The 12597-nt window shown below is 49.6% G+C and carries 10 protein-coding genes; 7 read left to right on the top strand and 3 right to left on the bottom strand.

Going from position 1 to position 12597, the window contains the following annotated elements; genetic code table 11:
• The first annotated feature begins 2 nt into the window (after positions 1-2).
• Positions 3-1229 (top strand): peptidase U32 family protein, encoded by a 1227-nt coding sequence (locus tag K0036_RS12260; protein WP_220429834.1) that lies wholly within the window; start codon positions 3-5, stop codon positions 1227-1229.
• Positions 1230-1337: 108 nt separating this feature from the next.
• On the opposite strand, the gene K0036_RS12255 is transcribed toward K0036_RS12260, so the two are convergent.
• From K0036_RS12255 to K0036_RS12245, 3 genes are all read right to left on the bottom strand, one after another.
• Positions 1338-2384: a PTS sugar transporter subunit IIC gene (locus tag K0036_RS12255; protein ID WP_220429833.1), complete on the bottom strand. Its 1047-nt coding sequence runs from the start codon at positions 2382-2384 to the stop codon at positions 1338-1340.
• A 186-nt stretch (positions 2385-2570) separates the two neighbouring features.
• Positions 2571-3428 carry a response regulator gene (locus K0036_RS12250; protein ID WP_220429832.1) on the bottom strand — a complete coding sequence of 286 codons (858 nt, stop codon included), beginning with the start codon at positions 3426-3428 and terminating at the stop codon, positions 2571-2573.
• Positions 3425-4693, bottom strand: coding sequence for an ATP-binding protein (locus K0036_RS12245; protein WP_220429831.1), 1269 nt, complete (start codon positions 4691-4693; stop codon positions 3425-3427). Before K0036_RS12245 ends, K0036_RS12250 begins: the two co-directional genes overlap by 4 nt.
• A 187-nt stretch (positions 4694-4880) precedes the next feature.
• Here K0036_RS12245 and sigK point away from each other — a divergent pair, with 187 nt between their 5' ends.
• The 6 genes from sigK (at position 4881) to topA (ending at position 12536) form a co-directional block, all read left to right on the top strand.
• Positions 4881-5450: an RNA polymerase sporulation sigma factor SigK gene (sigK, locus tag K0036_RS12240; protein WP_025643054.1), complete on the top strand. Its 570-nt coding sequence runs from the start codon at positions 4881-4883 to the stop codon at positions 5448-5450.
• A 92-nt stretch (positions 5451-5542) separates the two neighbouring features.
• Complete coding sequence (locus K0036_RS12235) at positions 5543-5722, top strand: ribbon-helix-helix domain-containing protein (protein ID WP_025643055.1); 180 nt, start codon at positions 5543-5545, stop codon at positions 5720-5722.
• Positions 5719-7662, top strand: coding sequence for a DUF5107 domain-containing protein (locus K0036_RS12230; protein WP_220429830.1), 1944 nt, complete (start codon positions 5719-5721; stop codon positions 7660-7662). Before K0036_RS12235 ends, K0036_RS12230 begins: the two co-directional genes overlap by 4 nt.
• 130 nt (positions 7663-7792) lie before the next feature.
• Positions 7793-9328, top strand: coding sequence for a YifB family Mg chelatase-like AAA ATPase (locus K0036_RS12225; RefSeq protein ID WP_025643057.1), 1536 nt, complete (start codon positions 7793-7795; stop codon positions 9326-9328).
• Between the two features lie 5 nt (positions 9329-9333).
• Positions 9334-10413 (top strand): DNA-processing protein DprA, encoded by a 1080-nt coding sequence (gene dprA, locus K0036_RS12220; RefSeq protein ID WP_220429829.1) that lies wholly within the window; start codon positions 9334-9336, stop codon positions 10411-10413.
• Between the two features lie 38 nt (positions 10414-10451).
• Positions 10452-12536, top strand: coding sequence for a type I DNA topoisomerase (topA, locus tag K0036_RS12215; protein WP_025643059.1), 2085 nt, complete (start codon positions 10452-10454; stop codon positions 12534-12536).
• Positions 12537-12597: the final 61 nt, after the last annotated feature.

Below are 12597 nucleotides of genomic sequence, written 5' to 3'. Positions count from 1 at the left end.
CAATGAGAAGAGAACGCCCGGAATTACTAATCCCGGCCAGCAGCCTGGAAGTATTAAAGACGGCAGTTATTTTCGGCGCTGATGCCGTATATATCGGCGGCGAGGCATTTGGCCTGCGGGCCAAAGCCAAGAATTTTTCCATGGAAGATATGAAGGAGGGAATCGCGTTCGCCCACGCCCATGGCGCGAGGGTTCATGTGACGGTAAATATCCTGGCCCACAATGACGATCTTCCGGGAGTGGAAGAATATCTGAAAGAGTTAAAAGAGATCGGCCCGGATGCGCTGATCATCGCTGATCCTGCCATTTTTCAGATGGCAAAAGACATCTGTCCTGAGATCGAGCGCCATATCAGCACCCAGGCTAACAATACCAATTATGGAACCTATCTGTTCTGGTGGAAGCAGGGCGCGAAACGCGTGGTATCCGCAAGAGAACTGTCCTTAAAGGAGATAAAGGAAATCCGGGAGCGCATCCCGGAAGAAATGGAGATTGAAAGTTTTATCCACGGTGCTATGTGCATCTCCTATTCTGGAAGGTGCCTGCTCAGCAATTATTTTACGGGCAGGGATGCGAACCAGGGCGCCTGCACCCATCCCTGCCGCTGGAAGTATGCGGTCGTGGAAGAGACCAGGCCGGGAGAGTACATGCCGGTCTATGAAAATGAGCGGGGAACGTATATCTTTAACTCCAAGGACTTGTGCATGATCGGGCATATCCCGGAGATGATCGAGGCGGGAATCGACAGTTTCAAGATTGAAGGCCGCATGAAGACGGCCCTCTATGTGGCCACGGTGGCCAGGACTTATCGGAAGGCCATCGACGATTACCTTGCTGATCCGCAGCTCTACCAGAAGAACATGCCCTGGTATCTGGATCAGATATCCAACTGTACCTACCGCCAGTTCACCACGGGCTTTTATTTTGGAAAGCCGGGGGATGAAAGCCAGATTTATGACAGCAATACCTATGTAAAGGAATATACTTATCTTGGGATCATCGGCGGCGAAAAGGACGGCCTGTACCGGATCGAGCAGAGGAATAAGTTTTCGGTGGGCGAGACGATCGAGATCATGAAGCCGGACGGACGAAACATCGAGACGACGGTCAAGAGAATTGTAGATGAGGAAGGAAATGAGCAGGAAAGCGCTCCTCATCCGAAGCAAGTACTGTATGTGAAGCTGGATCATGAAGCCAGCCAGTATGACATCCTCAGAAGAGCGGAGTAATTGATGGGAGAAAATTAAGGAACAAAAGAATCAGGGCCTGCAAAGACATAGCGCTTTGCAGGCCCTGATTTTCGTGCGCTGCTTGAAAAAGCGCGGCATAAATTGTGATTAGAATTCCAGTTCCATTCCGGCATCTTTTGACGCTAGGGCATCAGCCTTTGGAACCTGTATTCTTTTGCGGAAGATCATGCTTCCGGCCAGGCCGGCCGCGCAGCCTCCGAGTACGGCAAAGAACACGGCCAGCAGCACCTGGGTTGGGGGATTGAATGCGAACGGTGCCAGAAGTCCTGGTATCGGGGACGCAGTTCCAGGCGCGTTATTCACGATGTGGAAGACTGCGGCAGAAATCCCGGCAAATCCGCCTCCAAAGAAATTGGAACAATATATTGGAATAGGATTGGAGGTAATAATGTCTGCCTGTGTCAAGGGCTCCAGCATTACAGCTATGATATTACTTCTGTCTCCTAATTTTAACCTTGCAAATATCAGCCCATTGGTAAAGGAGCCTCCTACGCACGCGATGGCGGCGATTCCCATGGCAAGCCCGTCAAGGCCCAGCATGGCAGTCAGCGCCATAGAACTTAGCGGGGAGGTACAGATCATCTTGATGATGCCGCCCAGCAGGAATCCCATGACGATGGGAGACTGTTCCGTGGCAGCGGCGATCGTGCCACCGATACGCGCCAGAACGACGTTTACAGCCGGATCTGCGGCCAGAGCGATCAAACGTGCCATAGGGGCGATCAAAAGCGCGCCTCCGATGATATTTAAGCCCTCCGGCAGTTTCTTTTCAATGACCGGGGCAATCAGACCGATCACATATCCGGCGATGAATCCGGGAAGGATTCCGTAACCGCCTACGGCGACTCCAGCCACGACGGCAAGGACAGGGCTGGTTCCCATGCTGATGGGCACCATGATTGCGGCGGCCACGCCGCCAAGGCTTCCGGAAGTAGAGCCGACCGTGCGAAAGAAATCAAGCCCCAGCAGATCTCCGGTAATATATTTGTGTACCGCCTCGACGAGAAACGTTGCGATGGCAGCGTTTGCCATACCCGACATGGCAAGCTGGCCCTTGGGCATCTTCAGGCTGAACAGGGAGAATCCTGCCAGCGTCACCAAAAGAAGCCCCACTCCAGATACGATTGTTAACATAAGCATTCCCTCACATTTCTTTTATTGATAATTCAGATCCGTTATTGATGGGATTAATATATATGCCAGGTTTCAAAAAGTTACAAATGGTATCAGAACAGACGCAAAAAAAATAAGTATCATTGAAATTTTGTGATAATTCACAAAAATGAATCAATGATACTGTTAATTATTACGGAGATAAGGCTAGTTATTCATGCTATAGACCACCAGAGCATTCAGAAAATTACGGATCTTCACGTTTCCGTGCTTCTCGCTCCTGCCCCGGATATAATCCATCTCCCTGCGAACCTGCTCAAAATTATAGAGCGTGTTCGCGTATTCGGTAAATATCTCGTTGCCATAATCCTCGATCCCAAGGTGGGCCAGGTTCACGAGGCCGGCATTGGCGGTGCGGCGGATACGCTGTTCCATGGATTTGGGAGAATCGCTGAATTTGCTGCAAAGTTCGTTTAAGGTGGCTTCGTTCATCTGGCCCGGATGGCTGGTCAGATATTCCACGACGGTAATAATATCCTTGCATCCGATGTCTCCGATGATGCCCAGCCTCTGAAGCACGGCAGTAAGGGCAGAGGATGTCTCTGGGGTGGAAGGGACGGAATCTGCGGCATTCCTGGCTGGCTGCGGATGGAGGTCTTCCATAAAGATATTCTGCATCTTATGCAAGGTCCTTTTCATCGTCAGGGAAGAGGATACCTTCTTGATCACCGTCTCTACCTCCACGCTGTTGATCGGCTTTTGGATGAAGAACTCAATGCCTGCCTCGTAGGCAGAAGAGATCATTTCCTTGGAAGATACCTGGGAGAGCATGATGAAGGCAGTATTATCAAGGAGCGGGCGGGCTTTCTCCACGAAGGAGATGCCGTCCATCTCCGGCATCAGAAGATCCACGATCACGATATCCGGCTTCAGGACGCGTATGTCTTCCAGGCCTTCGACGCCGGTGCTTCCGGTGCCGCAGACGCTGCCAAGGCCCCGGTTGTCTATAATTAATTTTAATATGTTTAGAATATTTGGATCATCATCAATCAGATAAAATTTCATGTTGCTGTCACCTCCAGCTGTACTTTGGGAATGGTAATGGTAAACGTAGTCTTTCCGGGACGGGATTCCAGCGCGATGTGTCCGCTGAAACTGTTCTCCACCAGATCCTGCACCAGATTCAGGCCCAGTCCCCGGTTTACTTCCCCGGTCGTGTAATTAATCTTTGTGGAGAAGCCAGTATGAAAGACTTGATCCATATAATCCGGCTCGATCCCCGTTCCATAATCGGTAATGGAAAAAATATAATCTGCGTCCCGGGACGCTTCGCTAAGCACGATCCGAACTTGTTGATCCGCTGCTGCCTCAATGGCATTGATGAACAGATTGCGGAAGATGGACATCAATGCATAATGCCTGTCCGTATAAGGATTGTCTGCGTATTCCAGCGTAAGAAGGAGTTCCTTATCCTGCTCTTTGGCGACGAGCGCCATGGCATCCTTTAGAAGAAGCAGCAGTTCTTCCAGATGCATGCCGTCGCTTTTCAGTTCTTCATCCAGTGCTTCCGAGATCCCACGCATAATCAGCAGATATTCTTTCTTGATCTCATGGATGTCCTTAGCCACGGACAAGGCAGAGGACGCAAGCCCTGGCTCTGCGCCGGAAGACCTCAGGTTTTCGAATAATTTGTAGGATGTACGCATGGTCTCTTCGATCAGCGCCGTGTTTTTACGCATCCATATGACTTCTCCGTCAAGTTTCGAGATCAGCATCAAAAGCCTATGGTACCTTTCCTCATGCTCCTGCTTGAGCAGCAGCAGGCGATAGCGCTCGAATATAGTCAGGATACACCAGATGACCGCAGTCCGAAGGAGGGCCACCAGCAGGATTCCTGCCTGTGCCTTTGGCTCAAAGGCATCCATCCGGATCCGAAGGAGCAGTTCTGCCAGGTTGGCTCCATAGTCGATAAAGATCAGTGGAATCACGGCCAGATTCTTGTTCAGGAATGTTCCTTTCAGGGTCCGGGTGCAGCCAAACAGAAGAAGCCCATAACAAATATAGAATCCTGCTTCCGGAAGAAAGAAGGCCGTACGGTCCAGGCTTGCGTATTGGAACCAGTACATGAGCGTCCGCAAGGCAAATACGCCGATTGCGGAGCAGATGGTAACCGGTATCAGAGGAAACCCTTCGGTCAGAAAGAGAAATACCGGGATACAGATGACGGCGATGGAAATCTTAAAATCCGCAATAAAAAGATTCATGCTCAATTGAGCCGCCAGTATGATGAGCAAGCTGAAAAAGAGGACTTTCCCCATTGTTTTTTTCATGACATACCTCAATCTACAATTATTTTCTATACCTAATATAACTTCTCCCCGGTGTTTTGTATAGAGAAATTTTAATGGAAAAGCACAAAAAGACCGCACTTCACATAGACTATATCAAATACGCTTAGAGGTGCTTTTCTTGAAATCATTTCCCCAACCCCTCACTGCCGCGGAAGAAAGATATTATATGCAAAAATATACGGAGGGTGATCTTGAAGCGAAACATATTCTGATAGAACGGAATCTGCGCCTCGTTGCACACATCGTGAAAAAGTATCAGTCTTTCGAAGAAGATACGGAGGATCTGCTGTCTATCGGCACTATTGGCCTGATTAAGGCGGTCGTCACATTTAACCCCGATAAATGTGTCAGGCTTGGCACTTATGCGGCCAGATGTATCGAAAACGAGATTCTCATGCATCTTCGGGCAAAAAAGAAATCTTCCAGAGAAATCTCCCTGTATGAGCCGATCGGAACCGACAGGGAAGGAAACGAGATCCAGCTTTTCGATATTATAGAGACAGAAGAGGATGACGCGCACAAGAAGGTAGAACTAAGAGACGATATCCGGATGCTGTATTACCGGGTGGAGTCGGAACTGTCGCCCAGAGAGAGGCTGGTACTTAAGATGCGGTATGGACTGTATAACGAAGAAGAGTATACGCAGCGGGAGATTGCTAAACAGTTAGGCATCTCTCGTTCTTATGTTTCGAGAATCGAAAAGAGTGCCATTGAAAAACTGCGCGAGTATTTCTAATACTTGCGCAGTTTTTACTTGCATTAGTGTAATACATATATTACAATAGGAATATAAATGTATTACGGAAATGACGAAAAGGATGTGGGAATATGGGAAGACCGGGAAGGCCCAGAGGAACCAATAATAAGGACGTAATCTGTTCCATGCGGATGGATAAGGAGACCAAAGAGCGTCTGGATGCCTACTGCGAGAAGATGAAGATTGCCAAGTCCGAAGCATTGAGGCAGGCAATCCAGATGCTGACAGAGGAGGGAAAAGGAACGGTATGAAGCCAGAACTGAGATTTGAGACAAAGAGAATGCGGGCATGCAGCCTGGGGGAGGAAAGCAGCGTGCCGGATATTGCAGGAAGCGCGATCCTTCAGAATGATCTGGAGTTTGACTTGGATGAGGAGGATGAGATATTTGAAGCATATGGAACCAGAAGGAACGCTTATCCTTACCGACAGTACCAGGCATATAGCCGCGAACTGAAAGAACGACGGGTGAAGACTGCTGTTTTGGAAAACGACTGTCTCCGGGCGGTTTTTCTCCCGGAATACGGAGGAAGGCTGTGGGAACTTTGGGATAAGAGGCGGCAGGAAAACCTTTTGTACACCAATGATGTGATACGCTTCAGCAATCTGGCAGCGTGCAATGCCTGGTTCAGCGGAGGCGTCGAGTGGAACCCTGGCATCATCGGGCATTCGCCATTTACTGTCCGCCCGCTTTATACGGCCCGGCTTGAGGAGGCGGGCATTCCGGTGCTGCGCATGTATGAATACGAGAGAATCCGGGGCGTAGAATACCAGATGGATTTCTGGCTGGAGGAGAAGGATGCCTGCCTGAACTGCCGGATGCGCATCGTCAATTCGGGAAGCCAGGTGGTGCCGATGTATTGGTGGAGCAATATGGCGGCGCCGGAATACGCAGGCGGAAGAATCGTGGTTCCGGCCAAAGAAGCATATACCAGCAGGGAGGCCAAAGTTTCTAAGGTTTCGATTCCGCAAGTGGAGGGAGTCGATATAACCAGATACGAGAATATTCCTTCCCAGATCGACTATTTCTTTCATATACCGGAAGAAAGTCCTAAGTTTATAGCCAATCTGAACCAGGAAGGCTATGGACTGCTTCAGTATTCTACCAAAAGACTCAGGGGAAGAAAATTATTTTCCTGGGGACATAAGGAGGGAGCAGACCGGTGGCAGGAATTTCTGACAGAGGATGCCGGCAGATATGTGGAGATCCAGGCAGGCCTTGGAAAGACCCAGTATGGCTGTATCCCGATGCCTCCCCACAGCGCGTGGGAATGGCTGGAACGGTATGGAAGCATCCAGGTTCCGCCGGAAGAACTGCGGCTGGGGTTTGAAGAATTAAGTGCCGCGCTTGCAGGAAAGGTTGCCGCAAGAATCCAAAAAGAGCAGCTGGAAGAAAGGCTTAGAAAGACAAGAGCCATGGCTAGACGAAAGGGGATTGCCGTGTATGAAGGGAGCGGTTTTGGGGCGCTGGAAGTCCTCCGGAGGGATCTGGCCGGCGAAAGGCCTATGTCGCCCCATCTGGAGTACCATATGACGGGGGAATCCCTGGAGAACTGGGCCATGCTTTTAAAGGAAGGAAGACTTGGGCAAGGAGAGGACAGGGACAGGCCGGACGAATTTATGTGTGATTCCTGCTACTATGAGAGGTTAAAGTGCATAAAGGAAGAAGATCTGGACTGGCATGCCAGCTACCAGCTGGGAGTCATGCATCTGTATTATGGGAAAGAAGAAGCAGCCCGGGAAGCATTTCTTTATTCCTTCAGTTTGAGAGAGAACCCATGGGCCTGCCATGGCCTGGGGGTGCTTGCGATGCAAAAGGAACAGTCCGCGGAGGCGGCGGACTGGCTGGAAAAGGGGATTGGCATGAGGAAGGCGGATCTGTCTTATGTCAAAGAAGGGCTGCGGCTTATCCTGAAGACGAAGGAATACCGCAGCGTCATCCGGATCTGCGAGGAACTTCCGGAAAAGACGCGGACAGAAAGCCGGGTCGTATTCGATTATCTGACGGCCCTTTCCCATGAGGGCAGGTGTCAGGAAGTGCTTGCATACTTTGCGGCGCATCCGGATTACGTGCTGGATGACTTAAGAGAAGGCGAGGATAGCATTTCCGAACTTTGGAGCAGTGCCTATGAAGCGGTGCACGGGCGAAAGCCGGATGAGATTCCTCGTCAATGGAACTTTTATTCTTTATAATTCACGCCTGGGGAAGAGACGATACTGCCAGTCTGGCAAGTCTTTTCCCTTTGGCTTCTATCAGGCCGTTTCGGCCGTATATCACAGATTATGGAACAATGATTACCAAGAATGAGAAAGGAGGATGCGAATGGCATTTCATACGGTATTATCCGCCTCCATCCAAGGGCTGCACGTGGAGATGGTTCATGTTGAGGCGGATGTAAGCAATGGACTTCCCGTGTTCCATATGGTAGGATATCTGTCCTCTGAGGTAAAGGAAGCATCTGAAAGGGTAAGAACAGCGATCCGAAACGCAGGCATCCAGATACCAGCCAGGAAGGTGGTAGTGAATTTGGCCCCGGCTACGGTGAGAAAAAAGGGGGCTTCCTTTGACTTGCCAATTGCCCTGGCGGTGATGGCGGCTTTGGGGGAAATCGAGGGGGAGAAGCTGGAGCGTACGCTGGTAATTGGGGAACTGGGCCTGGATGGAAGGGTTCAGGAGGTTCCAGGCATCCTTCCAATGCTGCTGGAAGCCAGGAAGGCAGGATGTCGCGCCTGCATCCTTCCGATACGCAATGCACCGGAAGGAGCTCTGGTGGATGGAATCAGGATCTTAGGAGTCAGGCATTTGAAAGAAGCCTGTGATTACCTGAATGGAGAGGTGGCGCTTAAGGAAGAAGTAAGACAGGATGAGAAGATGGACGGAGGGAGAGCGGAATTGTCCGTGGATTTTGGAGATATCCAGGGGCAGGAGGCAGTAAAAAGAGCGGCAGAAGTCGCGGTTGCAGGCGGACATAATCTTCTTATGGTGGGACCTCCGGGAAGCGGGAAATCCATGCTGGCGAAAAGAATTCCCACCATTCTTCCGCCGCCTACGCCGGAAGAGAGCATGGAGATCACGAAGATTTACAGTGTTCTTGGAATGGTGGATAAGGACCATCCATTGATTACTGGCCGACCGGTGAGAAGTGTTCACCACACGGTGACGAAGGCTGCATTGATAGGCGGCGGGCTGATTCCGGTTCCAGGAGAGATCAGCCTGGCCCATGAAGGCGTGCTGTTTCTGGATGAACTGGCGGAATTTCAAAAGAATGTTCTGGAAGTATTAAGACAGCCTCTGGAAGAAAAGCAGATTCGAATTGCCCGCAGCCATGGAACCTATGTGTTCCCGGCCAATTTCATACTGGTTGCCGCAATGAATCCATGCCCTTGCGGCAATTATCCGAATTTAGAAAAATGCACCTGCACGCCAGGACAGATCCAGCATTACTTGGGGAGGATCAGCCAGCCATTTCTGGACCGGATGGATCTGTGTATAGAAGCGCCCCGGATCAAGTATGAAGCCTTAAGCGTCCGGAAGCCCCAGGAAAGTTCAAAAGAGATACGAAAGAGGGTAGTAAAGACCAGAAACATCCAGAACATGCGTTATGCAGGAACCGGGATAACATCGAATGCGCTGCTGGGCGTCAGAGAACTGGAGAAGTACTGCCAATTAGGGGAAGCTGAAGAACGGCTGATGAAGCGCGCGTATCTGGCAATGGGTCTGACGGCAAGAACCTACCATAAGATATTGCGGGTGGCACGTACGATTGCGGATATGGAGGAGAGCGAAAGAATCCGGGAGCATCATCTGAAAGAGGCAATCAGCTACCGGACGATAGACAAGAAATATTGGGGGAGGTAGAAATCGTGGTATATGAATACTGGCTTGCATCCATAAAACCGCTTCAGCCAAAGAAAAAGAGGATGCTAAGGGAAACTTTTGGAAGCGGAAAGGCTGTGTATTATATAGAAGAAACAAAACTTCATTTTCAGGAGTATCTGAACGCGAAGGATGTGGAAACAATCAGGAAGGCGCAAGGAGATAAGAAGATAGAAGAGAGGTGGGCAAGGCTGGAAAAGGAAATGATACGGTTCATTCCTTATTTTTCCATGGAATATCCGGAGAAGCTGAAGCATATTCCCAATCCGCCTTATGCACTATATGTAAAGGGGAGCCTCCCAGAAGAAGATTCTCCCAGCGTAGCGATCGTAGGAGCCAGACGCTGCACTCCTTACGGAGAGCAGATGGCGCTTGCCTATGGAGAGAAACTTGCAAAAGCAGGAGTACAAGTGATCAGCGGCATGGCGAAAGGAATCGATGGCGCAGGGCAAAGAGGCTCATTAAACGGAGGAGGAAAAACATATGGTATATTAGGATGCGGCGTCGATGTCTGTTATCCAAGAGAGCATATCGGACTGTATATGGACCTTCAGGAAAATGGAGGCCTGATATCGGAGCAGAGTCCGGGACAGCCGCCGCTGCCGGCATATTTTCCGGAGCGGAACCGGATCATCAGCGGCCTGTCGGATGCAGTTCTTATAATAGAAGCAAAAGAAAGAAGCGGCTCCTTGATTACCGCGGATATGGCCTTGGAACAGGGGAAGGATGTCTATGCGCTGCCGGGCCCCGTAACAAGCCCTGCAAGCCAGGGCTGCCACCGGCTGATCAAGCAAGGCGCGGGGATTCTCCTGTCACCGGAAGATATATTGATGGAATTGGAAATCAGCAATGTGAATCCGGGGCAAAATTCTGACGAAAATAAAAAAATGCTTGAAAGTCCTGAAAATATGGTGTATAGTTGTCTCGGTTTGTTCCCCAAGAGCATTGGCCAATTATTAGAAGAGACTGGACTGTGTCCGAAGGAACTTCTGGAGAGGCTGATAACTCTGGAATTAGAGGGATATATTAAAGAGGTATCTAAAAATTATTATATAAGAATCCGGTGAAAGACCGGCAAGTCGTTTTTTATGGAGGAAGCAGTTATATGGCACGCTATCTTGTAATCGTGGAGTCACCTGCAAAGGTGAAGACAATTAAAAAATTTCTGGGAAGTAATTATGTGGTTACCGCATCCAACGGGCATGTCAGGGATCTGCCCAAGAGCCAGCTGGGCGTTGACGTTGAGCATGATTATGAGCCAAAGTACATTACAATACGGGGGAAAGGAGAGATACTGGCAAATCTGCGCAAGGAAGTGAAAAAAGCAGATAAGGTGTATCTCGCGACTGACCCGGACCGGGAAGGAGAGGCTATTTCGTGGCATTTGAGCCAGGCCTTGAAACTTGAGAATAAGAAGACCTACCGCATTAGCTTTAATGAGATTACAAAGAACGCAGTAAAAGCATCCCTTAAAAACGCAAGAGAAATTGATATGGATCTGGTTGATGCCCAGCAGGCGAGAAGGGTTCTGGATCGAATTGTCGGATATAGGATCAGCCCTCTTTTGTGGGCCAAAGTCAAGAGAGGATTAAGCGCCGGGCGGGTTCAGTCGGTGGCGCTTCGTATTATTGCAGACCGGGAGGAAGAGATCAATGCATTCATCCCGGAAGAATACTGGACGCTGGATGCCAACTTGAAAGTAGAAGGCGAGAAAAAACTTCTGACCGCGAAATTCTACGGCACAGAGAAAAAGAAGATGACTATCCGTTCCAAGGAAGAACTGGAACAGATACTAAAAGAAGTGGATCAGGCCGATTATTCCGTGGCAGACATTAAAAAGGGCGAGCGGATTAAAAAGGCTCCGGTTCCTTTTACCACCAGCACGCTCCAGCAGGAAGCATCCAAAGCGCTGAATTTTGCCACTTCAAAGACGATGAGGATTGCCCAGCAGCTCTATGAGGGAATTGACATCAAAGGGAATGGAACCGTCGGAATCATTACTTATCTGCGTACGGATTCCACCAGAGTATCGGAAGAGGCTGACGCCAGTGTAAGAGAATACATTGCGTCTAATTACGGAAAAGAGTATGTGGCAGCAGGAGAAGCAAAAGCAGGGGCTGATAAAAAGATCATCCAGGATGCCCATGAAGCGATAAGGCCTACGGATGTATCGCGTACGCCGGCAGCCATGAAGGATTCCCTGACCAGGGACCAGTTCCGTCTGTACCAGCTGATATGGAAACGGTTTGTTGCCAGCAGGATGCGTCCTGCCAGATATGAGACCACGTCCGTAAAGATCGCGGCAGGAACGTATCGGTTTACGGTGGCAGCGTCCAAGATTGTCTTCGAAGGATTCCGTTCTGTATATACGGAGGCAGGAGAAGAGAAGGAAGAAAGCAATGTGCTGCTGAAAGGCCTTGATATGGATTCCAAGCTTGCCAAAGAAAGTTTTGAGTCAAAGCAGCATTTCACCCAGCCGCCAGCCCATTATACGGAGGCGGCGCTGGTAAAGACGCTTGAGGAACTGGGCATCGGCCGCCCAAGTACTTATGCGCCTACAATTTCTACAATTATTGCCAGAAGATATGTGGCCAAGGAGAATAAGAATCTTTATCTTACAGAGATCGGCGAAGTGGTCAATAATATTATGAAGCAGTCCTTCCCCAGCATTGTGGATGTGAACTTCACAGCCAATATGGAAAGCCTTCTTGATGGGGTGGCAGAGGGAAAGGTAGGATGGAAGACGATTATCGAGAACTTCTATCCGGATCTTGAGGAAGCCGTCGAAAAAGCGGAGAAGGAACAGGAAGCAGTCAAGATAGAAGATGAGGTTACGGATGTGATCTGTGACCAGTGCGGCCGCAATATGGTCATCAAATACGGACCACACGGACGTTTCCTGGCTTGCCCGGGATTCCCGGAGTGCAGGAATACCAAGCCCTATCTGGAAAAGATCGGCGTGCCTTGCCCAGTCTGCGGCAAGGATGTGGTGATCCGCAAGACGAAGAAGGGACGAAAATATTATGGGTGCGAAGACAACCCGAATTGCGAATTTATGTCCTGGCAGAAGCCATCCACGAAGAAATGTCCGAGGTGTGGAAGCCATATGGTAGAAAAGGGAAATAAGCTGCTTTGCAGTGATGAACAATGCGGATATGTGGAAAATAAAGAGATTATTAAAAATATTTAGGAAATTCATTGAATGTTATGGAATTGTATGATAATATAACAATCAAAGGATGGAGGAATGG

Source organism: [Clostridium] scindens (genome assembly GCF_019597925.1).
GTDB lineage: Bacteria > Bacillota > Clostridia > Lachnospirales > Lachnospiraceae > Clostridium_AP.
Note: the sequence above shows the minus strand (reverse complement) of the source record. Positions and strands in the feature narration are given on the sequence as shown.